The organism is Coprococcus sp. ART55/1, assembly GCF_000210595.1.
In the GTDB taxonomy this organism is placed as follows: domain Bacteria; phylum Bacillota; class Clostridia; order Lachnospirales; family Lachnospiraceae; genus Coprococcus; species Coprococcus aceti.
In genome coordinates this window covers 578,103-603,235 of the sequence record NC_021018.1, presented here as the reverse complement: position 1 = coordinate 603,235, position 25,133 = coordinate 578,103, and the positions used below count along the sequence as shown (strand labels likewise).

Genomic DNA, 25,133 nt, shown 5'->3' with positions numbered 1-25,133 from the left:
AGAGCAGAGAAAGAAGAACGGCAGAGCCGAGCCGTGGAAACTCGAATACCTCGGTGTCGGCAATGAAAACTGGGGCTGCGGAGGAAATATGCGTCCCGAATATTACGCCGACGTTTATAAAAGGTATCAGACGTTCTGCCACAATTATTCGGGAAACAGACTTTACAGAATAGCCTGCGGTCCAAGCTCTGCCGACTATAACTGGACAGAAGTCATGATGAAAAATCTTGACAGCAATAATGTTGATGCTATCGACCTGCATTATTATACGATGCCCGTATGGCCCGAAATGGAATCAGCCACCGATTTTGACGATGAGCTTTATTATAAAACTATCGCTGCAGCGAACTTTTCCGATGAGCTTATCACAAGACATTCGGAGATAATGAATCGCTATGATCCCGAAAAGAAAATAGGACTTGTAATAGGCGAGTGGGGCTGTTGGCATAAGGTAGAAGAGGGTACGAACCCGGGATTTTTATATCAGCAGAATACTATGCGTGATGCTATCGTTGCTGCAATAGAGCTGAATGTTTTTAACAGACACAGCGACCGTGTTGTAATGGCAAACCTTGCACAGGCGGTGAATGTTCTCCAATCGGTCATTCTTACAGAGGACGATAAGATGATAAAAACGCCTACATATCACGTTTTCGACCTTTTTAAAACACACCAAAACAACGAGGCAGTTTACTGCTATACGCAGAACGAAAATATGTCGGAAGGCAAAAATGCTCCGATGATCTCGGTTTCCGCATCGGTGAACGAAAAGAGTATGACCGTTACCGCCGCAAACTGTTCGCTTACTGAAGAGGCTGCTGTTGAATGCAGCATTTTCGGATTTAAAGCATCATCGGTTTCGTGCAGGATACTTACAAACGAGGCGCACAGCTATAACGACTTCGACTGTCCCGACAGGGTGAGCATTACCGAGCATACGGCAGTCATCAAGGATAATGTTTTAAAGCTGAATATTCCGCCTTGTGCTGTTGTGGAATGTGTTGTTGACTAAATATTGGGGCATATTCACAGTGCATTTCGTCTTTATAATAAAAATATAAGCATAAGAGCTGCGTTTCATTAAAGAAGCGCAGCTCTTTGTTTTATTGTAATAGAGGTGACGTTCCTTTTGTAATGAGGAGTGTCCCTGTGTCACGATTAAGACAGGTGACACTCCTTGTGACAGAGGGACACTCTTCAAGACAGAAGGAACGTCCCCAAAGTGCGCGGTGGGAGAATTTCCGTACATGGCTTATGATAATCTGGGCTCAGAAGCAGGGAAATGAAATCGGTTAAGCGATAAATTACCAAATCTGAAAGGAGACATAAGTTATTAGTAAGAAGTATTTTACGATTGCGGGATGCAATCACTACTATGGAAACGAGTATATGAAAAAGGGCATGAAGGTGAAACTGGTTAAGGAACCTGATAATGAATATGATCAGGAAGCAATACAGGTGAAAATCAAAGGCCTCGGCAAGGTTGGTTATGTGGCAAATAGTTCTTATACAGTCAAGGGAAAATCGATGAGTGCTGGAAGACTTTATGATAAGATAGGCAAAAAGGCTAAGGCGAAGATAGTATTTATACTTGATGGCAGTGCAATATGCGAAGTTACGTATGATGGACTGTCCGGTAAATAAAAAGATACTTGGATGGCTATTATAAAAGAGAGAGGTGGATTATATGAAGAACAATTCATTTGGCGGAAAGATCTTAATTGTTGTGATTATAGTAGTTTTCTAAACCTTTTAATAAGGTGCAGAATGCCGGCGTGGCGGAACTGGCAGACGCACAGGACTTAAAATCCTGCGGGACTAATCTCCCGTACCGGTTCGATTCCGGTCGCCGGCATTAAATTAAAAGCCTGAAACCTAAGGAAAATCAAGGGGTTCAGGCTTTTTCTTTACCTTAAAATATTAAGCAAAAATGGCATAAACATAAGATATTAAGGTAAAGTCCTTTAAAAAAATAAAAATATAACAACAGAGGTTATGAGTATTGACCATTTGACGGGATAGTGCTAAGATACGAGCCATCAGGAACCAAAAGTTTTATCTGTTTTCCTTAACACCAAAACAGATAGCTATTTGGTTCCTTTTTTGTTTATACCGCGGAAAATGAAAATGTAATACAAGAAAATTTAGAACAGGACAAAGGGGTCTTTTCAAAAGTAGTTTGTGTGGAACATTTTAACACACACTGCCGGGGAAGGACTCCTTTTTTAGTGGATATTCAAAGTCAGGAGGAATGAGCTATGAAGAGTTATGATCTGATAATCAAAAATGCGCAGATACACACAATGGATGAGGACAGAAAAGTGTATGCGAAGGGAATCATAGGAATAGAGGGAGAGAAGATAACTCTGATAAAGGAAATGAATGAGCTGACACCGGAGGAGCTTCAGGAATGTGAGGGCGCCGGACGTGTGATAGATGCCGAGGGCAAGGTGGTATTTCCGGGATTTATAGATACACATATACATATATTCCAGTCTTTCCTGAAAGGTCTTGGAGCTGATCACAGATTGATAGAGTGGTTGAATCTTTCAGCACTCCCATATGGACAGTATATGACACCACATCAGCATGAGCTGGCAGCACAGCTTGCATGTATGGAGGCAATAAAGAGTGGATGTACGACCATGAGTGAGTTCTTCTACACCAATCAGGATTCTGAACTGGCTCATTCCTGTATAGAGGGAATGGTATCAACGGGTATCCGTAGTGTATTTATCAGAACATTTCAGGATACCGGAGAGGAATACGGAATGCCGAAGTGCTTCCTTGAGCCTGTTGGCAAGGCCATGAAGGAAGTGGATGCACTGAAGAAAGCATATAAAGAAAATGACATGCTTTCGATATGGACTGGTCCGGATGTTACATGGTCGACCACGAAGGAAGGCTATCAGGAGATGCTTGAGTATTGTCTCAGCGAGAACGTGAGATATTCAATGCATATCAAGGAGACCGAGGTCGACAATGAGATGTGTGGAAGATATTACGGCAAGGATATAGTGGATATGCTTGAGGAGATCGGATTCCTGACAGACAAATTCCTGGCAGTCCACTGCGTAAACCTCACACCTCATGACATAGAGAGATTTGCAAAATATGGAGTGTCGATAAGCCACAATCCAGCACCTAATCTTTATCTTGGTTCAGGAATACCACCTATTCCGGAAAGCCTTGCTACAGGGGTAAATGTATCTATAGGAACGGATGGTGCGGCATCCAACAATAGTACGGACATGCTGGAGAGTATGAAGCTGGCAGCTCTCATACAGAAGGGAATACACAGAGATGCGGCAGTCATCAGCGCAGATGATATCATACACATTGCGACGGCAGGGGGAGCAAAGGCAATAGGAATGGCTGACAAGCTGGGAACATTGGAGTCTGGCAAGAATGCGGACTTAATAATATTTGACCCTAATCATTTGAAGTCGGCACCTATGCATGATGCAAAGGCGACGGTCGTATATGCGTCATCCGAGGAAAATATCGATACAACGATAGTAAATGGAAAGGTAGTATATCAGGGCGGAAAGTTCGCTTGCGGTATAGATGAGAGAAGCCTGATAGATGAAATAAACAGCGAGCTTGTAATTCTCAGAAAGCAGCTTGCAGATAAATTGTAGGATGAAAATGCGGATTATGTGACAGCAGATAAGGAGGCGCGTTTATATGGAAGATAAGAAGATAATAGAAAATGACAGCCAGCTCATAGTTGGCGTAAATGAGAAGATAAGCTGTGGCAAGGCGGCATTTCTCGGAATGCAGCACGTGTTGTCAATGGATCTGTATATCATGCCGTTGATACTTGGAGCGGCGATAGGACTGGCAGGAGGAGAGTTATCATTTTTCCTTCAGATGAGTTTCTTTGCATGTGGAATTGCAACTATATTGCAGGCGGGATTCTTCATGAAGTACCCTATCATACAGGGACCATCGTATGTACCGCTTGGAGCTATGTGTACGATAGGCGCGACCATGGGAGTCAGTGCAATGATAGGAAGTCTGATACCCGGAGCGATCATGATCGTATTGCTGGGTATATTTAAGGGCTTTTCGAAATTTGTGAGAAAGGCAATACCTCCATTTATCGGTGGTATCATCATACTTATAGTTGGAATATCGCTGACACCTACAGCGGCCAAGGGAATAGCAAGCTCAGATGGAAACTTAAGTGCAAATGTAGCATCAGGGCTTACTGCTGCAGGAGTGCTCATCGTATGTATGATACTCCAGTACAAGCTTAAGCATAACAGGATACTTCACATGGTATCCGTAATACTTGCACTGGTTGCCGGAACAGTGGTTGCAGCAGCGATGGGAGCTGCGGACTTTAGTTCAGTACACGATGCAGCATGGTTCAAACTGCCTGAGTTTTTCCACTTTGGACTTCCAAAGTTTGAGATTAAGTCCTGTATACTCATGATGTTCATTTACCTTATCGTGCTCCTCGATACAACAGGAACATGGGTGACGATCAGCGCCATCACAGGTGAGGATCTCAGCGATAAGAGAATAGATCGTGCTACCATAGGTGAAGGTGTTGGATGTCTTGTTGGTTCACTGTTCGGCGGAACTCCAATGACAGGTTATTCTTCAAATGCCGGCGTGCTTGCCATCACAAAGGTTGGAAGCCGCATGGCTATCATTGCAGGTGGTATGATCCTCATGGTACTCGGTGTATGTCCAAAGCTTATGACCATCATATCATGTATACCGACCCCTGTCGTAAACGGAGTATTTGCGGTTGTATGTATCCTGCTCATATCAAATGGAATCAAGATCATACAGAGTGAGCCGCTTGACGAGAGATCATCACTTATCGTTGGAATCTCAGTCGTGGCTGCTGTGGCAACTATAGTCATTCCTACAGATGTGGTGAATGCAATGCCTCAGTTCCTGAACTACTTCATGTCATCAGGAACTGCAGTTGGTGCAACCATAGCGGTGGTGCTCCAGCTCTGCCTTCCCAGGAAGAAAAAGGCAGTGAAGGTCGCGCTTGAGGGATGAATTCGTAATTTCTATATAAAGCGAAAACTATAAAATTAAAAGGCACATAGAGTAAACAGTGCGGCATATACTCTATGTGTCTTTTGTATTTGCGCAGAGCAACGAGCCAAAGTCCGTGATCGCAAGAGACGATGTTCATTTTAAACTAGCGGTTCATTGATTGGACAGTTTCGATTTGATATATTGATTATCGCGAAACACAAAGAGGCTATGGTGGTGGTTCCTTCTTAATTGGGATGATAAATGTAAAAGCATACCGCCACCGGTTTCCTCATTAATAAGGAGAAAAGCTATGAACGAGATATTGCTCAGGCGTAAAAACAAAGTGATACTTGGCATTGGTACTGCAAAGGTGGCAAATGACCGTTGCATAACGACCATTATGAAGAACATCGAAGAACTTGGATATACATTTTCCAGGGAGGTATTTGACGTTCTCAGAACATACAGTGTCAACGAACTGTCAGATTTTTACTTTGAACTCAAAGCTACGCTTATGAAGCTGAAAGGTGCAAATGTTGTATATATGCCTATGTATGCCGATTTCCCTAAGGGCGTTATGGATGCACATTTTTCTGAGTTGTATATAAATGCGATGGTGCATTACTGGTCAGATGGTATCCTGTATCCAAAGAATCACAGAAAGCGTGTAAATGACAGACTGCCACTTTTTGACGAGACGAAGGTCAAGGTTTTGCAGCTTGGAAGCGAGGACGATGTGAGACAGATATTTGACAATATCTGTACGTCGAGAACATCCATATCAAGAACTGACAGGGAGGATATAGCATATTTATTCGAGACTGAGAATATGAAGCTGCCTGATAACATACCACACAAGGAGAATGCTGCATACATCGCCGCGCTCTATCTGCAGAAGAAGCCTCTGGCAAATGTCAGTGAGCTCAGGAAATATGTAAAGACTGCAACTGATGTGCTGAGACTTGTGACTGCCATGAGTGATGGCGATGTGAGCCTTGCGGAGAATACTAGATACAGAAGCTTTTCACGCAGACAGAGAAGGATGATCATGGAGCTTCTGTCTGGCTGTCCGAATATAGAGGAGGATATGCTCAGATATAAGGAGAGATGGATCAGAATTGGAGAGAGGATCCATCCTTCTGAGTTTGACTGCAGCAGATACACTCTGGAGTATGACAGGGCGATAAATGCATTTGACAAGCTGAGAAATAACAGGAAGATAGAGACATTTGCAGGAAAGGTTGAGTTTGACCTTGCCTATGGTGAGTATGAAAGTGCGCTTGCCGAGCTGGTGAAGAGACCGGGTGAACTGGCAAGGAGACTGGATCAGCTGCTCAGAGAGACATATAAAGAGCCTGTTATAAGAAGCTTTGCGTCTGTGGCGGAGAAGGTGTCGACACCGATGCTGCTTCAGGTGAGAGAGCATTTCCTGCACAGAGCTGAGCAGGCGGATGTAAGAGTGTTCTTCCCAAAGGGCAGCCTTGCAAAGTGCCACAGCGAGCGAAACGATCTGCCAGATATAGATGAGAGGTACTGTCAGGAAGTTGTTCGGATTTGCGAAAATGCCCTTGTGAAGATCTATGGACAGAGGGAGCCTATGGGCAAGGTGTATCTGTCTGATGATTACAGGAATTATGTGGTTCCATTCAGCCAGAGAAGTGCCAGCAAGGCGTTTAAGACTATAGTCAGAGGCTCGAGACTCCCTATGGCTTCGCAGACAAATGCTGTGAGGGCATTTATATGGTGGACGAATATGGACAAATGTGATTTGGAGTCGTATGACGATGGAAGAGTCGACATAGACCTGTCGGCGGCTATATTTGACGAGAACTGGAATTACATGGAGCACGTGTCATATACCAATCTGAAATCTGCGAAATATAAGGCATGTCATTCGGGGGACATTGTAAATGGCGGTCCTGTGGATGGTGATGGTGTCAGTGAGTTTCTTGATGTGGACGTAGATTCCGTTGTGAGATATGGTGCAAGATATGTGGTGTACCAGGTGTACAGTTATACAGGCCAGACTTATGCGGACATGCCTCACGCAATGTTTGGATGGATGGAGAGAGCTGATGTGAATTCGGGCGAGATATATGAGCCAAAGATGGTGGAGCAAAAGCTGGATCTAACGGCGGGCAGCATGGTGTGCATCCCTGTAATATTTGACTGTGTTAAGCGGGAGTTTATCTGGTGTGACATGAATATGTTGCTCAGTGGAGTACACATGAATACCGGTGGCAATAATCTGGAGAGTAATCTTTCAGGAGTCACAGCGGTATGCTATTCCATGGTTAATGTGAAGAAGCCGCATCTCTATGATCTTATCGCGCTCAATGTCATGGGCAGAGGAGTGCTGGTGGACAACAGGGAGGACGCTGACATTGTGTTTGACACTGCGTTGTATCTGAATAATGACACAGTGGAGAATGAGCGTGATAAAATGGTGATAACCCCATACGACACGGAGCTGTTCATGAGTGAGTATCTGTAATTACATTTTTAGAGAACAGAATGAGCTGCGGCAAAATGGTTATTTTATCATGAGCTGCAGCTCAATTATGTACTCACTGTCATCGTTGGTCTCATAATCATCTATATGACACATTTCAACAGGGTCACTGGCAATCTCAAGCTGATGATCCTGTGCGTATGTATAGAGTTGTGGCAGCAGTTCCTTTGTCTTGGTCAGGGCGCCCTTGTATGTCATGGAGAGATATCTTCCTGCTTGAAGTACATAATTGCAATCGGCGTCCTCAAGGTATGGTGCGAAGAAGAATACGTTCTTGGTACGGTAATACTTGGACTTTGGATTGCTCCCGGGGATGTCAAGGGTATAGCAGTCGCAGGCACCTATTGTGTCAATCCTGGTGTTATGGCTCTGCATGTATTTGACCACATAATAGGAGACATAATCATCAGGAAGATTGTCGTCAGTGACCATGACGCACTTCCGATCTGGAAGCTCCTTTATCACAATAGTCTCAAATTCATCCTGTATATCCGGGCTGCAAAGGGATGTGATGGTGTCCAGCCGGTTCTGGATACTGTCCCTGGTGGCTTTGAGCTTGGCAATCTCAGCGTCAACCACGTCAAGCTCGGCTCTGAGCAGGGATGTCGTACTATCGACATTTCTGTCCTCGTCATATTCACGGATCTGGTCAGTGGAAAAGCTGAGCCTCAGCAGCTCACGGATAAGCGCAAGACGGCGGACGTCATCAATGGTGTACATCCTGTAATTGTTCTCGTCATTTCTCACAGGGTGCAGTATCCCAACCTTCTCATAATATCTGATAGAATCCACGCCGATATCAAAAAGCTTAGACAATTCCCCAATCTTGAAAGTATCCTTTTTCTTCATAATATAATCTCCAATTCCTGATCTCATATAACTGTATCGTAACACACCACCTAATCAAATTCTATTTTCTATAAAAATACTTAATAAAATTAAGCTGACATATGGAGAAATCTTCACATATTCCGAAATTTGCAAAAACAAATCAAGTACATTGACTCTAGCATGATACAAGGGTTTACCATTTCACCAAGTTAATTAACCACACAAGATAAAGTAGACGAGTTATTGGATGAAGCTGATATCAGGAGCCTAATCAATAATGTTAATGCTCGGACCGTTGATGCTGTAATACCCTTACAGGGAATACGAGGCCGCCGGTCCTTAGGTGACGCCCCAAGCGGCACCTTAGTACCGCTGCAGGCTGAGTTAAGCGGGAGCGACCCGGTAAGGGTATTACAGCATCGGCGGCCCGGGCTTCACAGATTAAATCAAGGCTCCGTCACTTCATCACAAAAAGGAGGAATGGCTATGGATAGGATATTAACTCACCCGATACTGGGGGACACCCCGGAGGGCAGGCTGGTGAATTTTACATATGATGGACAGACGTTTCAGGGAATAGAGGGCGAGCCGATAGCGGCGGCGCTCAGAGTTGCGGGTGTCATGACACACAGATATACCAAGAAGAGACATGAGCCGCGAGGTGTATTCTGTGCCATAGGAAGATGCACGGACTGTGTCATGGTCGTAAATGGCAAGCCAAATATAAGAACGTGCATCACTCCTCTGGAAGAGGGAATGGATGTGAGGACGCAGTACGGTGCGTCGGCAGAGAAGGATTTTTAGGAGGTGACTGCTATGATAGAGAGATACGATCTGATAGTGATAGGCGCAGGTCCGGCAGGACTTTCCGCAGCGATAGAGGCTGCGAAGAACGGAATGAAGCCGATAGTATTTGACGAGAATGCAAAGCCTGGCGGTCAGCTTTTCAAACAGATACATAAGTTTTTCGGATCAAAGGAACACAAGGCGAAGATAAGAGGATTCAACATAGGTTACGAACTTCTTGAGGAGGCAAATAAACTGGGTGTGGATGTAAGGCTTAATGCAACAGTTGTGGGTCTCTATGACGAGAAAGAAGTGACAGTCAGGATTGGTGATGAGATAAAGCATTTCAAGGGCGACAGTGTGCTTGTGGCGACAGGAGCCAGTGAGAACATGGTTACCTTCAAAGGCTGGACACTTCCGGGAGTCATCGGCGCAGGTGCCGCCCAGACTATGATGAATCTTCATCACATAAAGCCGGGTAACAGGATATTGATGCTCGGTTCAGGAAATGTAGGACTTGTCGTCAGCTATCAGCTCATGCAGGCAGGGTGTGAGGTCGTGGCTTTAGTTGATGCAGCACCGAGGATTGGAGGATACGGAGTACACGCTGCAAAGATATCGAGGTGTGGAGTTCCATTTTACCTGTCACATACGATCGTTGAGGCAAGTGGAGCCGACAGGGTGACAGGGGTGAAGATCGCACAGGTCGACAGCCACTTCAATTTCATAGAGGGAACAGAAAAGACATTTGACGTTGATACAATATGCGTTGCCGTTGGACTTTCACCTATGTCACAGCTTTTAAAGCAGGCGGGCGTAAAGATGAAGGATACTCCGGGGGGATACGTTCCTGAGTGTGACGAATGGGGCAGAACCTCAGTGCCGGGAATATTTGCAGCCGGGGATGTGTCCGGAATCGAGGAGGCAAGCTCAGCCATGATCGAGGGCAGGATAGCGGGATCTGTCATATCGCAGGATCTCGGGTTTATAGATAAATCAGAGATGGAAGCGCGTGCATCGGAGCTTGAGGATGCACTTGGAAGCCTCCGTGAGGGAATGTTTGCACCGAAGAACAGGGGCAAGCTGATCGAGAAAACAGAGGAAGGCATAGATGTATCGATGAATCTGCTGGAGCACGGCTTTGTGGCAGATGACGAGATAGAGAGATATCTGGGAGTGACTCACAGGAAGGGAATACATCCGGTTATAGAGTGCACCCAGAACATCCCGTGCAACCCGTGCCAGGATGCGTGTCCGAAGGGGTGCATAAGCATAGGGGCAAATATAACCTCTCTTCCGACAGTGACGGAAAATCCATGTATAGGATGTGGCATGTGCGTTGCAAGCTGTTCAGGACAGGCCATATTCCTGGTGGACGAGGACACCGGGGATGGCTATGGAACGGTGACACTTCCATATGAGTTCCTTCCGATACCAGAGAAAGGAACAAAGGGCGTGGCACTTGGCCGTGATGGTCATGAGGTGTGCGAGGCGGAGGTCGTAAGTGTCAGAAGTGCAAAAGCATTTGACCATACCAATCTGCTGACCATGAAGGTGCCGAAGGACATGGTGATGAAGGCAAGATTTTTCAAGGAGGTGCGGTTATGATAGATATCAGAGAAAAACTTGATGCCATAGGACCTTATGTTCCGGCACCGGATGACGACATGCTGGTGTGCAGGTGTGAGGAGGTCACAAAGGGCGAGATAAGGCAGGCAGTTCATGCGGGAATGCTGACGATAGAAGAGATAAGAAGATTCCTCCGGTGTGGGATGGGATTGTGTCAGGGACAGACTTGTGGCAAGCTGGTGAAGGGCATTGTGGCAAGGGAACTTCACGTGTCACCTCTTGACATAGAGCCTGCCACGTCAAGGGCACCTATGAGACCTACAGAGATGCGGATACTTGCGAGAGATGGAGGTGAGGCTCATGAGTAAACATACAGCAGAGGTTATAATCATCGGCGGCGGTGTAAATGGATGTGCTGCGGCATACTATCTGGCAAAAGCAGGAATGAAGGATGTAATAGTGCTAGAGGGTAGTCCGAGCATAGGACATGGAGGCTCCTCACGAAACGGAGGCGGAGTCAGACAGTCGGGAAGAGATGTCAGGGAGCTGCCATATGCAATGTATGCGGTGCAGAATATGTGGCCGACACTTTCCGAGGAGCTTGGAGTTGACGTGGAATACTATCAGAAGGGCAACCTTAGACTTGGCAAGACTGATGCCCATATGGAAAAGCTCAGAAACCTTGCGGCAAATGCTAACTCTCTCGGACTTGACATGAAGATCATAGATGGCAAAGAGGTGAAGGAGATCTGCCCATACCTCTCTGACGAGATAATCGGCGCAAGCTGGTGTCCTACAGATGGACATGCAAATCCTATGCTGACGACTCTGGCGTACTACAAGAGGGCAACGGAGCTCGGGGTAAATTTCTTCACAGATGCAAAGGTGGCTGCACTTGAGAAGGTGAAAGGAAAACTCAGAAAGGTCATACTGGAATCAGGTGAGGAGTTCGAGGCGGACAAGGTCATACTGGCTGCCGGATATGAGAGCAGATTCATCGCAAGGACAGTTGGAATAGATGTGCCGATGACAAAGTATTTTGAGGAGGCGCTGGTTACGGAGGTGCAGCCGCACATGTTCGACATCATGCTTGGTGTTGCATCCGCTGACTTTTACGGACATCAGTCACAGCACGGATCATTTGTATTTGGCTCAGATTCGGGACTTGAGGAGACAACGGACATGGGACTTGATGAGCTCAGGACCTCACCGCTCACCGTATCTGCCGGATGCAGGGCGATCATGGGATACATACCGATGCTGGCTGATGCCAAGATCGTAAGGACCTGGGGCGGATGGCTTGATCTCTGCTATGATGGTGTTCCAGTCATAAGCGAGGTCGACGAGGTTCCGGGACTTATACTGGCATGTGGATTTACAGGGCATGGATTTGGAACGGCACCGGCTGTTGGACTGATGCTCTCACAGATGGTGCTCGGCGAGAAGACGGTGGTGGATATATCATCTCTACGGTATGACAGATTCAAGGCTGTCAGGTAGACAGCATATGAATCATGGTTGTATATTATTGGCGGAGAAATTCTGTGGAGTAAGATAAGAAAACTTCAGAGAGTAAAAAGTTTCAACGATGACAGTTAGAAAAAGGAGAGGTATGTCATGGAAAATTTCTTTTATAATATTCCGACAAAGGTATCATTTGGCAAGGGCGCCATTGATGATCTGCCGGGGTACATCAGCGAATACGGAGACAGTGTTCTGCTGGTGTACGGAGGCGGAAGTATAAAGAGAACAGGACTGTACGACAGGATAATCAAGTTACTTGACTGTAGTCACATTTCCCATATTGAGCTTTCGGGTGTAGAACCCAACCCGAGACTCACAACGGTGAAGAAGGGTGTGCAGATGTGTCTGGAGCATGATGTGAAGGTGATACTTCCTGTGGGAGGCGGAAGTACAATAGACTGTTCCAAAGCTATAGCAGCCGGAGCGTGCTATGACGGTGATCCATGGGATCTGGTCGGACACCCGGAGAAGATAGAGAATGCTATGCCGATCATAGCTGTCGCGACTATGGCTGCGACGGGTTCTGAGATGGATCCATTTGCGGTTATCACAAATGAGGAGACAAAGCAGAAGAAGGATATCGCATCCGATCTGCTCTATCCTGCTTATGCGATACTTGACCCTGAGTATACATTTTCCGTTCCTGCATACCAGACGGCAGCAGGTGTGGCGGATATCATGAACCATATATTTGAGGTTTATTTTGCAGATAATGGAGACACATACATGCAGGACCGCATGATGGAGGCTCTTCTTAAAACCCTTATAAAGTACGGCCCGGTGGCAGTCTCAGAGCCGGACAACTATGACGCCAGGGCAAATATCCTCTGGGCATCTGAGTGGGCGATAAACGGATTCATAGCGTGTGGCAAGGATGGCCCATGGCCGGCGCACTCCATAGAGCATCAGCTGAGTGCTTACTATGATATAACACATGGACACGGACTTGCGATCATCACGCCGGTTCTGATGGATTACATTCTTAACGAGAAGAGCCTTCCGGTTCTGGTAAATTACGGCGTGAATGTATGGGATATAGAAAAGACAAAGGACCCTTATGAGATAGCCCGAGAAGCAATATCAAAGACACAGAAGTTATATGAGGATATGGGTCTGACCTCGGATCTCGGCGAGCTGGGCGTGCCTTATGAGAAGGACTTTGACGAGATGGCTGAGAAGGCGGCATCAGAGGACCTTGAGCATTGCAGGGTGCCTCTGACGAAGTCTGATGTAGTGGAGATTTATAGAAGATGCTTTAAAAACGTAAAGTAACAACATCGCAAAATGCATGATTTGATATATATACAGTTGGACTGTGGTAATGGCTAACAAAGATCGGATATTTTGTGGATGACAGGAATTACAGCAGGAGGTGGCAGTATGGACAGCAAGGTTGAATTCTTATTTCTGAATGAAGAGGACATGATAAAGGCGGGCGTACTGGATGCAGACAGAGCCGTGGACACCATAGGGGAGGTCATAACACTCCTCAGCGAGGGAGACTATCTCATGGGCGGCAGAGCGCATAACGACCACGGTGTACAGCTCATATTTCCGGAGAAGTCGGACATTCCGAACTTCCCGCTTGCGGACTCGGCGGACAGGAGATTCATGGCGATGCCGGCATATCTCGGAGGAAGATTCCATATGTGCGGTGAGAAGTGGTATGGCTCAAATGGCAGAAATTCGCACAAGGGTCTGCCGAGATCCATACTCATGGCGACACTGAATGACGTGGAGACAGGCCAGCCGCTTGCGTACATGTCAGCCAATCTCCTAAGTGCCATGAGAACCGGAGCGATGCCCGGGCTTACTGCCATGTATCTTGCAAGAAAGGATAGCAAGGTACTGACTATCCTTGGCGCAGGAGTCATAGGAAGGACAAGTCTCATGGCTATCATGGCAAAGTTCCCTAACCTGGAGGTGCTGAAGATCAAGGGCAGCTCAAAGACTTCGCACACAGCCCATGAACTGGCGGATTACGCCAGGGAGAACTATAAGAGTCTCAAGGAGATAATCATCTGCGATACTCTGGAGGTGGCCGTGAGGGATGCAGATATCATAGCAGAGGCGGTATCTGTTGAACCGAGAAAATGGCCTGTCATAGATCCGGCATGGGTGAAGCCTGGATGCACGATCATATCATCTGGAACCATGGATATGGATCTGGAGTTTGTCAGGGACCACGTGACGAAGGTTGTAGACAATATACAGATGTATGAGGAATATGTAAATGTGTATCAGGAGTGGGACGAGGATGGCAACAGGATATCACTTGGAACACCAGGCATACACTTTGTAAATATGGTGACGGATGGCTGGATAGAGAAGAGTGAGATCAGACATCTGGGAAACATAATGCGTGGCCTCGAGCCGGGACGAACGAGTGATGACGAGATCTTTCTTGTGAGCCTTGGCGGCATGCCGATCCTTGATGTCGGCTGGGGCTATGAGTGCTACCAGAGAGCTCTGAGGGAAGGCATCGGAACAAAGCTTAAGCTGTGGGATGCGTCATATATGAGGTAGTTTTGACTGTCTGGATCTCAATGACGGCCCCATGGTTCGCAGTCTTTTGCAGGTATGACGGCAGCAATTGTATGGCTCAAGTAAATGATGGACTTAACAATGTTAAGTAAATTTAGACATTGGCTGCCAAAATAAACCATGTCTGCCGAATAAAATAAACAATTAAAGAAATGACAAAAAACATTGACCTTGGTATTATACCAGACTCTACAATGAGTGAAAATTAAAAGCAAGAACACATGGAAGAGAGCAAAGGAGCTCATAGGAATATGACTCCGCTGCTCTCTTTTTTATTTGTAAGGAGGAATGGATATGAAGAAGATAGAACTCATCATCAGACCAGAGAAGCTTGAGCCACTCAAGAAGATACTCAGCAAGAATGAATACAGCGGACTCACCGTCATGTCGGCCATGGGCTGCGGACACCAGAAGGGCTACAGCGAAGAATTCAAGAAGCTTGGGATGGAGATCAATCTCCTGCCAAAGCTCTACGTCATGACCGTGATACTTGACGAGGATCTGGATGACATACTCACAGAGATATGTGAGAAACTTTCCACCGGTCAGGTTGGAGATGGAAAGATATTTATAACAAATGTTGACGATGTCATGAGGATAAGGACAGGAGAACACGGAGAATCAATACTTTGATTACTACTTTAGAAAAGAGTGAGGTGAGTTGCTGATGGAAGAGAGAAAAGCAATAGTACAGCTTAAAAACATAACAAAGTCATTTGGCGACAATCAGGTGCTGAAGCCCATCAGCCTTGACATATACGAGGGAGAGTTCCTGACATTGCTTGGTTCATCAGGCTGTGGCAAGACGACCACACTTCGTATCATTGCAGGTTTTGAGACACCCACGGAGGGAAATGTATACATAGAAGATAAGGATGTCACAGAGCTGGCACCGTACAACAGGGATGTTAACACGGTGTTTCAGAGTTACGCTCTTTTCCCTCACATGACAGTCTTTGACAACATAGCATTTGGCCTTGTTGAGAAGAAGATGGATAAGAAGGAGATAAAGAAAAAGGTTCTGGAAATGCTGGATCTGGTACAGCTCCATGGATTTGAGAAGAGAAAGCCATCGCAGATGTCAGGTGGACAGAAACAGAGAGTTGCAATTGCCAGGGCACTGGTAAACTCACCGAAGGTACTGCTTCTTGATGAGCCACTCGGAGCACTTGATCTGAAACTCAGAAAGCAGATGCAGGTGGAGCTCAAGAGGCTGCAGAAGAAGCTGGGAATCACATTTGTGTATGTAACCCATGATCAGGAAGAGGCGCTTACCATGAGCGACAGGATAGCTGTCATGCATCAGGGACACTTCGAGCAGATCGGTACGGCAAAAGAGATATACGAGAACCCACAGACCAAATTTGTTGCAAGCTTCATAGGAGAGTCCAATATATTCGAGGCAAATGTGGACACCATAGAAGGCACTGATCTTGGGCTTACGATGGAGAATGGAAAGGTCAGAGCGAAGGGCGAGGGATTTGTTAAGGAAGAGATCGTGTACATATCGGTACGTCCCGAAAATACGCATCTGTCAGACAAGCCGGTGGATGGATTTACACTGAAAGGAATCGTCAAGGATCAGATCTATGTTGGTTCGGTCCTTAAGACTATAGTGGAACTGCCAAATGGCAAGGAAGTCAAGGTCAACAATCATCCTGATGCCACGGTATATCCTGATGGCACGGCAGTGTCAGTGTACTGGGAGCCGGACAAGGCGGTTGTCATACACACCAAGGAGGATAAGATGTACGACGCCATAGAGGATGCAGTTCTTAAATAAGAAATATCTGCGTGTAATGATAACCGGATTTAGTTTCGGCTATGCAAGGAGGCTTTGCTATGAAAGAAAAAAAGAAAAAGGAGAAAAAGAACACTCTGCCGATATTATGTATGGTTGGTCCAACATCCCTGTGGCTGTTGTTTTTCCTTCTCATCCCACTTATATATGTTGTGGTCATAAGTTTTATGACGAAGGGTGCATATGGCGGAGTTGTCGGCAAGTTCTCAATTGACAGTTATAAGAAGATATTTGATCCGCTGTATCTGACGGTCATGTGGAAGTCGGTTGTCATGGCATTTGAGACAAGCGTGATATGCCTCATCATATCTTATCCATTTGCTTATATGCTGTGCAAGGTGCCGGACAAGATACGCGGAATGCTCACACTTCTCATCATGCTGCCATTCTGGGTAAATGGTCTCATCAGACTGAATGGATGGTCAAATATACTGAGAGACAGCGGCTTTGTAAATACATTGTTGATGAAGATAGGAATCATAGACCAGCCGATACAGATGATGTACTCGGAGGGGGCAGTCCTCTTCGGAATGGTGTATACCTTCTTCCCATTTATGGTACTGCCGCTCCAGAGCAGCATATCAAAGCTCGATCATTCGCTGGTTGAGGCGTCATACGATCTGGGGGCAAGAAAGATAAAAACATTTATCAGAGTCATACTCCCGATGACGCTCCCGGGAATATTTGCAGGAACGATACAGGTATTCATACCGAGCCTTGGAGCATTCTTTATATCGGATGTCATGGGTGGCGGCAGCGCTGCCTATCTTGGCAATCTGATACAGAACCAGTTCCTTGTGGCACGTAACTGGCCACTGGGCGCAGCGTTCTCGGTACTTCTGATCATCTTCACTCTGGTTGTGCTGAAGGCGTACAGCAAGGTTGGAGATCTGGATGATCTGGCATAAGGAGGGATGGATATGAAGCGAAAAGAAAAGAAGAAGATGGGTGCGGGATCGATCATATTCATGGCACTTGTATATCTGTTCCTGTACATGCCGGTATTTGTCATCATCCTGTTCTCGTTCAACAAGAACAATACAAATATGGTGTTTGACGGATTCACACTCAAGTGGTATCTGGAGGTGTTCCAGGGGGACTCACTTCTGAAGAACTTCTGGCTGTCCATAGAGCTGGCGTTAGTGTCCATGGTCATATCGGTGGTTCTAGGAACTCTGGCAACCATAGGACTTTACAGGTACGAGTTCAAGCTCAAGAAGTTTATCAACGGACTTCTGTACGTGCCGATAGTCATCCCGGAGCTGGTTATAGGCCTTGCCTCACTGGCATCGTTTTCCAAGATGGGCATGACCATGGGATTTGCGACCATGGTGTTCGCACACGTTACATTCTGTCTGCCATTTGTCATCATCACACTGAGATCACGAATTGCGAATTTTGACGGCTCTATAGAGGAGGCTGCCATGGATCTCGGGGCAAATCAGTGGCATACGTTAAAGCGTGTCACCATCCCGATGCTGACACCTGGAATCATATCCGGAGCGCTGCTATCCATAACTCTCTCGATAGATGATGTAATAATCAGCTACTTCGTATCCGGAGCCGGGGATATCACGTTCCCTATCAAGGTATACGGAATGGTCAGAGGCAAGATCACTACAAATGTATATGTCATATCAACTTTGATGATAGTCGGAATAGTTGTGATCTACCTCCTTGCGGGGGCACTTGGAAAGTTTATATCAAAGCGCAGGGAGATAAGAGACATCCGCAAGATAGATGCACAGTAATTCGGGAATACAGAATATGTTCCGAAGACATATATGGCAAGGAGGCGTAACAAATGGATGAAACGACAAAGATGACAGCAGACCTTATAGTGTATGGAAAAATCTATACGGCAGACAGCAAACGCAGTCTGGCGCAGGCTATGGCGGTCGCCGATGGAAAGATCATATACGTGGGTGACAGAGCCGGTTCAGAACGCTATGCAGGCGAAAATACTCAGGTTATAGAACATGACAAAGGACTTGTGATACCGGGAATGACAGAGGGACATGCACACATATCAAGCACCACTGAGATAGTGTACGGTGTCAGCCTTGCAAATAAGGAGAGCACAGACGATTATGTGACGGCGATAAAAGATTATATGGCGAGCCACCCTGACGAGAAGGTTGTGAGCGGTTCCGGTTTTGAAAATGGAGTATTTGGATCCTTGGGACCGACAGCTGACATACTGGATGACATATCGACGGATGTGCCGATGGTCATGATAAGCGAGGATCACCACTCATATTGGGTGAACAGCAAAGCCATGGAACTTGTCGGGATTGATGAAACTACCGCAGAGGTTCCAAATGGTGTGATAGTGAGGTATCCGGGAACAAGCAGACCAACGGGATGGTTCAAGGAGATGGCGGGCAATCTGTTCAGTGCGGTGCTGCCTGAGATGACTGCTGACAACTTTGCACATGCCATAGAATGTTATCAGGATATAGCCTTGTCAAATGGCATCACAATAGCATTTGAGCCAATGTTTGACAAGAAACAGAACTATGACAGAAGATTTGCCGGATATGCAAAGCTTAACAGCGAGGGAAAACTGAAGGTGACATTCAGGGTAGGTTACACACTAGAGCCTGTTGATGATGAGGACTATGTGTTTGCTGAACTTGCAAAGTATCATGAGAAGTTCCGGTATGTTCCTAAGATACAGGTGAACACGTTAAAGATATTTGCAGATGGAGTAGTGGAAGGTCATACAGCTTTTCTCAGAGATGATTACGCGGATGCCCCAAGAGATAAGGGTGAGCCGATGCTCAGCCAGGAGAGGACAAATGCGGCGGTGAAACGTGCTCTTGATGCGGGATACGATGTACATGCACACGCAATCGGCGATGCTGCGATAGACGAGGTGCTGAATGCATATGAGTACGGACAGACAGAAACAGACAGGGATTACAGAAATGCCATAACACATCTTCAGGTCATGGTGCCGGAGCATGTGGACAGGATGAAGAGCCTTGGTGTGGTAGCGGTCACCAATCCATACTGGCACTTCAGGAACAGCGTGTATTATGACACTTTGGAGAAGCCATTTCTCGGAGAAGAAAGAGCCTCCAAGGAATACTATATGAGATCCATCACAGATGCTGGAATCGTCACAAGCTGTGCCAGCGACTTCCCTGTAACGGTTCCACCGAGAACTATGGATGCACTTCATCTCATGGTGAACAGAAAACAGCCCGGACATCCGGAGATGGAAGAGATGGGTGCCGGCGAGACGATAAGTGTTGAGGATGGTCTTCAGGTCCTCACATATGGCGGAGCATACCAGAACAGGCTTGAGAAGACAAAGGGATCCCTTGAAGCAGGCAAGGATGCCGACTTCGTATTGCTGGATTCGGATGTCCTTACTATCCCGAAGGAAGACATCTACAAGACACAGGTTACAGCCACTTATATATGTGGTGAGAAAGTCTGGGCGTAAGAATAAACAACCAGACTGGTGTTCAATAAAAGGAGGAAATGACTATGATAAGAGGAAAAATCAAAAAAATGATGGCTGCAGCACTTGCAGCGACAATGGTATTTACGATGACAGCATGTGGCAGCGATTCAGAAGAGAAAACTGCAGACGGATACGCAAAGGAGATATATCTGTACAACTGGTCAGAGTATATGAGTGAAGATGTTCTCAATAAATTTGAGGAGGAATATGGCATAAAGGTAGTGGAGACTACATTTGAGTCGAATGACGAGATGCTGGCAAAGCTCATGGCGGGAGGCGGATCAGAATATGACATTGCAGTACCTTCAAACTTCTACATAGAATCTATGAAGGCAAATGATCTGCTTGAGCCTCTGGACAAGGATGTGATCACCAATTATGACAATATCGATGAGACTTACAGGACAATGCAGTGTGATCCGGATGGAGAGTACTGTGTTCCATATATGGGAACATCCTGTGTATGGATAGCAAATAAAAAGATGCTGGACGACTATGGTATAGAGATCCATAAGATGGACGACTTGAAGAATGATAATCTGAAGAATAATATTTTGCTTGTGGATGATTCCCAGGCTATTATGAGTGTAGGTCTGCTGGGATGCGACCTTGATCCTACATCGGGCAACCTCGATGATATTGCAAAGGCAAAGGATTATATAAGTGGGCTGAATCCATATATCAAGGCATTTGCAGCGTCAACAGACACGAGAGACAGTATGGCAAAGGGAGAGGTAGCAGTTGCTCTCATGTACAGCGGCGAGGCACTTCAGGCGATGAAGGAGAATCCGGATCTTGAGGTAGTCATGGATGGTGAGCAGTGTTCACTCTCAATGGATACAATGGTCCTGCTCAAAGGCTCAAAGCACAAAGAGGAGGCAGAGCTGTTCCTTAACTTTATATTGAGACCTGACATATCCGCAGAACTCACAAATGAATTTCAGTTCATCTGTGCCAATAAGGCAGCAGTAGAATATCTGGATGATGACCTGAAAAACAGTCCACTGTGTGTGCTCACAGATGATATGAAGAAGAGAATATTTATGATAAATACATTTGATGCAGATGCGATATCAGCTGAGACAGATGCGGTCATGGAGATCAAATCATCCAGATAGGAACAGCCTATGGGATTGCAGAAGAAGATACGCGTAGACACATCTATAAAAAAGAAAAACGCGAAGCTCAATATAAAATATGCAATATTACAGATGATGTTCTGGACCTGTGCGGCATCTGCGTACGCATACCTCACGCAGATGCTGCAGTACAAAGGTTTTACGGACGGACAGATAGGAGTAATAAATGCGGTAAAATTATTTTCAACTGTAGTGTTTCAGATAGTCATAGGTGTATTTTCCGACCGGCATGCAGAACGTATCCAGTTAAAATATATCATCTCAGTGCTGACTGCTGTGGCGTTGCTGTTGACATCTGTTTTTTATGAGTATAAATTATCGTTTGTACAGACAGTGATGCTGTTCATCGGATTTGGTGCAACATTTACATGCATATCACCGCTTATAGATTCCATGTCCATAAAGTATATGAACGGCGGCAGAAATATCAACTACCCTATATGCAGGGCAGCAGGTTCCTGTGCGTGGGCTGTGGCATGTGTGCTGTTTGGGGTGTTCTGTGACAGGTATGATGCGAACAGGCTTCTGATACTACAGATGCTGTTCACCGCCATGATGCTGGCGGTGCTGCTGGTCATGGATGATACATCATCCTGCAGCGATTGCAGGGCTTTGGGCGCAAGAGAGAGAATAGCTGCAGCAAACATCACGGAGATCCGGAAAACAGAGGTACACACCGCAGGATATCTGCTCACAACATACCCGAAGTACAGGTGGTTTCTCATAGGTTCAGCGGTTATGTTCATGGGATATAATGTTGGAACGACATTCCTGATAAATGTGTTTGAACGCCTGGGTGGCAATAATTTTCATTATGGACTGGCTGAGTTCGTGATGGCGGTCAGTGAAGTCCCGTCGGCATTCCTGCTCATAAAATTCAGAAAGCGGATATCTCTTGACAAGATAATGCTGTGCTGTGCGGTGTTCATGACATTCAAGAACATGTTCGCGGCATTCTCGGACAATGTGTGGGTGATCGTCATATCCCAGGGATGCGAGATGCTGGGCTTTGGGTTATTCTATTCCGGGAGTGTGTATCTTATAGAAGAGATGCTGTCACCCGCTGATGTGGTGAAGGGAATGTCATTGATAAACGCATTTACGGTGGGAGCCGGAGAGGGGATAGGAGCTCTGCTGTGTGGATGGATAAATTCCAGATACGGACTTACAGTGCTCATGGATTCCAGCGTAGTGATAAGTGCAGTGTCCATTGTATGTATAGTGATCATGTGTCGTGCGTCAAAAGAGATTCATGGCAAAATAATAAAAAACAGCTGATATATGACGAGAGAAAGGTTTGGTAAGGATTATGAAGAACCGAGATGTAGAATCAGAAGCGGCAGGAAGAAAGAGCAATATAGAAACAGACAAGCAGAATATAAGCTTCCTCTACCTCAGCGAGGAGGATATGATAGATGCGGGTGTTCTCAACCCGGGAAGATGTGTGGATGTCATGGAGGAGACCATGGGACTCATGGAGGACGGAGATTTCCTCATGGGTGGTCCGTACAATGACGCACATGGCCTTATGTTGTACTTCCCAAAGAAGTCACCGATAGAGAATTTCCCGGTCAACAATGCCAGAGACAGGAGATTCATCGCCATGCCGGCATATCTTGGCGGCAGATTCCATGTGGCAGGAGAGAAGTGGTACGGTTCAAATGGCAACAACAGAGCCATAGGGCTCCCTCGTTCCATACTGATGATGATGCTCAACGATGTGGAGACAGGAAAACCTTTGGCATATATGTCCGGAAATCTTCTTAGTTCTATGAGAACAGGTGCTATGCCGGGACTTGCGGCAAAGCTTCTGGCAAGGAATGACTCAAAGGTGCTCACACTGGTCGGCCCTGGAGTCATATGCAGATCAAGTCTCAGAGCCATCATGTCACAGAGATTTGACATAGACACCATCAAGATAAAGGGCAGCTCACCGACATCGGCAAATGCGATTAAGATGAAAGAGTACATAGAGGAAAATTATCCTCAGGTAAAAAATATAGTTCTGTGCAAGGATATGGAGGAGGCACTTAAGGATGCAGACATCATAACTGAGGCAGTCTCATGCAAGGAGGGCGAGTGGCCAGAGTACAAGCGAGAGTGGCTCAAGCCCGGAGCGCTGGTCATCTCTACAAGTACCTTCAATATGGAGCATAAGAGTATTGTTGACTTGAAAAAAGTCATAGACAACTACGGAATGTACGAGAATTATGCAGAGGAAGATAATGTTGGATACGATGAAAATGGCGACAGACTCCACACAGGCTGCATGGGAGAGGACTTCGTCTATATGGTGCAGGATGGATTGATCGAGAGGGATTCTCTTACTACATTTGGGGAGATAATCCGCGGCAAGAAGCCTGGCCGTGAATCTGACGACGAGATCATCCTCGTATCCATAGAGGGCATGCCGACAGAGGACGTCGCCTGGGCATATGAGTGTTACACCTACGCCCTTGTCCATGATATCGGCACGAAACTCAAAGTCTGGGATCGCCCATATGCATTTTAACAATTCTGAGAACTAGCTTTGAATAATAAGTCGTAGTCAGGCTCAAAACATATATTCAGCAAAAAAGCCGTGTATGTACATGGACAATCGGTAGTGAATACAGCCGAGCTTCGAGCATTTCTGTGCTAAGGCATAGCACGCAAACGCCCTTATCGCGTGCGGAGCCGCATGCATATAGAAATGCTTGAAGCGACAGCTGTAGAACGTGATTGACCATGTACATACACGGACTTTTTTATGTTGGATATATGTTTTGAGCCGTCCGTCAATTACGCTTCAAACAATTGGTGACAAAGTTTAATGGTTTCAGGGTTTGTACTGCTGCTGTAGAACTCCACAGTGCCCTTCTCTATGGAAGGCGTGAGAAGCTCAGCGATGCGCAGTCTCCTCTGAAGCTCCAGGGCGGTGCCGTGGGCTCCATTGAAGATCTTCACGTCAGGTCCGGCAATACGCTGTATAACCTTCTCCACAAATGGATAATGAGTGCAGCCGAGAACGATGGCATCCACATGCTTCTCCAGAGATGGGGCGAGCAGTCCTTTCAGAAATTCAGTGATCTCCTCACCATCGAAAATTCCCTTTTCCACATAATCCGCAAGGCCCGGACATGGAACCGGGTAAATATCGGACTCCTTTGAATAATGTTTCATGAGTTCATGAAATTTAGGTAGAGCCAGTGTGGCAGGGGTGGCCATGACAGCTACCTTGTCGTGCTCCTTCCACAGAACCGCAGGCTTCAGAGCCGGTTCAATACCGATGATCGGTATGGAAGGATACTGCTGTCTCAGTGTCGAGGCTGCAACACTTGTGGCGGTGTTGCAGGCGATGACGATCGCCTTCACATCCTTTGCGAGAAGAAAATTGGTACACTGCTCCGATCTCTCAAGAATAGCCTCTCTGGTCTTTGTTCCGTAAGGTGCGTGTGCCGAATCGCCAAAATATATATAATTTTCACAGGGCATGAGCTCCACGATGTCGCGGAGAACGCTTATTCCGCCGAGCCCTGAGTCGAATACTCCAATTGAACGTGTGTCCATAATAAAATCTCCAATGTTTTGTATCACTTGTATTGATAGTTTATCTCCAACCTAAAATTATACTATTATAGTCAATAAAAAACAACTTACGGAAGTATATATTATAGAAGTAACAGAAAATCCGGGCGTAAGGAAGATTAAATGTTTATAAACTGTATAGACTATTCACAAATAGTGGTGTTAGAATGATACGAGTCATAAAGAAAGGCGGATGATGACATGGCACGAAATTTGGTTTCTATAGTAAAAGAGAAAATGATTGAATACTATGCCGGGGATTCCAGACGGGTACATCACTTCCTGAAGGTTCATTCATTTGCGAAGCTGATAGCTGAGATGGAGGGCATGGAGCCCGACGAGATGCAGGTTCTGGAGATCGCAGCACTTGCCCACGAT

22 protein-coding genes and 1 tRNA gene are annotated in these 25,133 nt (G+C 46.1%); 21 read left to right on the top strand and 2 right to left on the bottom strand.

What is annotated here, in order from left to right; genetic code table 11:
- The 7 genes from CCU_RS02960 to CCU_RS02930 form a co-directional block, all read left to right on the top strand.
- A partial coding sequence (locus tag CCU_RS02960) for an alpha-L-arabinofuranosidase C-terminal domain-containing protein (protein WP_208895940.1) occupies positions 1-1,012 on the top strand: 1,012 nt, incomplete at its 5' end.
- A 137-nt stretch (positions 1,013-1,149) separates the two neighbouring features.
- The gene (locus CCU_RS02955) at positions 1,150-1,296 is read left to right on the top strand and encodes a hypothetical protein (protein WP_208895939.1); all 147 of its coding nucleotides are present in this window, start codon (positions 1,150-1,152) and stop codon (positions 1,294-1,296) included.
- A 36-nt stretch (positions 1,297-1,332) separates the two neighbouring features.
- A complete protein-coding gene (locus CCU_RS02950) occupies positions 1,333-1,644 on the top strand; it encodes an HIRAN domain-containing protein (RefSeq protein WP_208896335.1) in 312 nt (103 codons plus the stop codon).
- Between the two features lie 125 nt (positions 1,645-1,769).
- A tRNA-Leu gene (locus CCU_RS02945) sits at positions 1,770-1,855 on the top strand.
- A gap of 403 nt (positions 1,856-2,258) precedes the next feature.
- Positions 2,259-3,641 (top strand): amidohydrolase family protein, encoded by a 1,383-nt coding sequence (locus CCU_RS02940; RefSeq protein ID WP_015533502.1) that lies wholly within the window; start codon positions 2,259-2,261, stop codon positions 3,639-3,641.
- Between the two features lie 46 nt (positions 3,642-3,687).
- Positions 3,688-5,025 (top strand): uracil-xanthine permease family protein, encoded by a 1,338-nt coding sequence (locus CCU_RS02935; protein WP_015533501.1) that lies wholly within the window; start codon positions 3,688-3,690, stop codon positions 5,023-5,025.
- A 292-nt stretch (positions 5,026-5,317) separates the two neighbouring features.
- On the top strand, positions 5,318-7,501 hold the full coding sequence (locus tag CCU_RS02930) for a TerD family protein (protein ID WP_015533500.1): 2,184 nt from the start codon (positions 5,318-5,320) through the stop codon (positions 7,499-7,501).
- A 39-nt stretch (positions 7,502-7,540) separates the two neighbouring features.
- On the opposite strand, the gene CCU_RS02925 is transcribed toward CCU_RS02930, so the two are convergent.
- The gene (locus tag CCU_RS02925) at positions 7,541-8,368 is read right to left on the bottom strand and encodes a MerR family transcriptional regulator (protein ID WP_015533499.1); all 828 of its coding nucleotides are present in this window, start codon (positions 8,366-8,368) and stop codon (positions 7,541-7,543) included.
- A gap of 468 nt (positions 8,369-8,836) precedes the next feature.
- Between CCU_RS02925 and CCU_RS02920 the strand changes: the two genes are divergently transcribed.
- The 14 genes from CCU_RS02920 (at position 8,837) to CCU_RS02855 (ending at position 23,700) form a co-directional block, all read left to right on the top strand.
- Positions 8,837-9,154: a (2Fe-2S)-binding protein gene (locus CCU_RS02920; RefSeq protein WP_015533498.1), complete on the top strand. Its 318-nt coding sequence runs from the start codon at positions 8,837-8,839 to the stop codon at positions 9,152-9,154.
- A gap of 12 nt (positions 9,155-9,166) precedes the next feature.
- Positions 9,167-10,744 (top strand): FAD-dependent oxidoreductase, encoded by a 1,578-nt coding sequence (locus CCU_RS02915; protein WP_015533497.1) that lies wholly within the window; start codon positions 9,167-9,169, stop codon positions 10,742-10,744.
- Positions 10,741-11,073 carry a (2Fe-2S)-binding protein gene (locus CCU_RS02910; protein WP_015533496.1) on the top strand — a complete coding sequence of 111 codons (333 nt, stop codon included), beginning with the start codon at positions 10,741-10,743 and terminating at the stop codon, positions 11,071-11,073. Before CCU_RS02915 ends, CCU_RS02910 begins: the two co-directional genes overlap by 4 nt.
- Positions 11,066-12,205 (top strand): NAD(P)/FAD-dependent oxidoreductase, encoded by a 1,140-nt coding sequence (locus CCU_RS02905; protein WP_015533495.1) that lies wholly within the window; start codon positions 11,066-11,068, stop codon positions 12,203-12,205. Before CCU_RS02910 ends, CCU_RS02905 begins: the two co-directional genes overlap by 8 nt.
- A gap of 117 nt (positions 12,206-12,322) precedes the next feature.
- Complete coding sequence (locus CCU_RS02900) at positions 12,323-13,501, top strand: iron-containing alcohol dehydrogenase (RefSeq protein ID WP_015533494.1); 1,179 nt, start codon at positions 12,323-12,325, stop codon at positions 13,499-13,501.
- A 108-nt stretch (positions 13,502-13,609) separates the two neighbouring features.
- Positions 13,610-14,755 carry a tyramine oxidase subunit B gene (locus CCU_RS02895; RefSeq protein ID WP_015533493.1) on the top strand — a complete coding sequence of 382 codons (1,146 nt, stop codon included), beginning with the start codon at positions 13,610-13,612 and terminating at the stop codon, positions 14,753-14,755.
- A gap of 312 nt (positions 14,756-15,067) precedes the next feature.
- The gene (locus CCU_RS02890; RefSeq protein WP_015533492.1) at positions 15,068-15,406 is read left to right on the top strand and encodes a P-II family nitrogen regulator; all 339 of its coding nucleotides are present in this window, start codon (positions 15,068-15,070) and stop codon (positions 15,404-15,406) included.
- Between the two features lie 34 nt (positions 15,407-15,440).
- Complete coding sequence (locus CCU_RS02885; protein WP_015533491.1) at positions 15,441-16,556, top strand: ABC transporter ATP-binding protein; 1,116 nt, start codon at positions 15,441-15,443, stop codon at positions 16,554-16,556.
- Positions 16,557-16,615: 59 nt separating this feature from the next.
- Entirely contained in the window at positions 16,616-17,482 is an 867-nt protein-coding gene (locus tag CCU_RS02880; RefSeq protein ID WP_015533490.1) for an ABC transporter permease, read from the top strand.
- A gap of 12 nt (positions 17,483-17,494) precedes the next feature.
- Positions 17,495-18,325 carry an ABC transporter permease gene (locus tag CCU_RS02875; protein ID WP_015533489.1) on the top strand — a complete coding sequence of 277 codons (831 nt, stop codon included), beginning with the start codon at positions 17,495-17,497 and terminating at the stop codon, positions 18,323-18,325.
- A gap of 53 nt (positions 18,326-18,378) precedes the next feature.
- Complete coding sequence (locus CCU_RS02870) at positions 18,379-20,028, top strand: amidohydrolase (protein ID WP_015533488.1); 1,650 nt, start codon at positions 18,379-18,381, stop codon at positions 20,026-20,028.
- 44 nt (positions 20,029-20,072) lie between these two features.
- On the top strand, positions 20,073-21,167 hold the full coding sequence (locus CCU_RS02865; protein WP_015533487.1) for a polyamine ABC transporter substrate-binding protein: 1,095 nt from the start codon (positions 20,073-20,075) through the stop codon (positions 21,165-21,167).
- 9 nt (positions 21,168-21,176) lie between these two features.
- The gene (locus CCU_RS02860; protein WP_015533486.1) at positions 21,177-22,466 is read left to right on the top strand and encodes an MFS transporter; all 1,290 of its coding nucleotides are present in this window, start codon (positions 21,177-21,179) and stop codon (positions 22,464-22,466) included.
- A 31-nt stretch (positions 22,467-22,497) separates the two neighbouring features.
- The gene (locus tag CCU_RS02855; protein ID WP_015533485.1) at positions 22,498-23,700 is read left to right on the top strand and encodes a tyramine oxidase subunit B; all 1,203 of its coding nucleotides are present in this window, start codon (positions 22,498-22,500) and stop codon (positions 23,698-23,700) included.
- A 269-nt stretch (positions 23,701-23,969) separates the two neighbouring features.
- On the opposite strand, the gene murI is transcribed toward CCU_RS02855, so the two are convergent.
- Complete coding sequence (gene murI, locus CCU_RS02850; protein ID WP_015533484.1) at positions 23,970-24,737, bottom strand: glutamate racemase; 768 nt, start codon at positions 24,735-24,737, stop codon at positions 23,970-23,972.
- Positions 24,738-25,133: the final 396 nt, after the last annotated feature.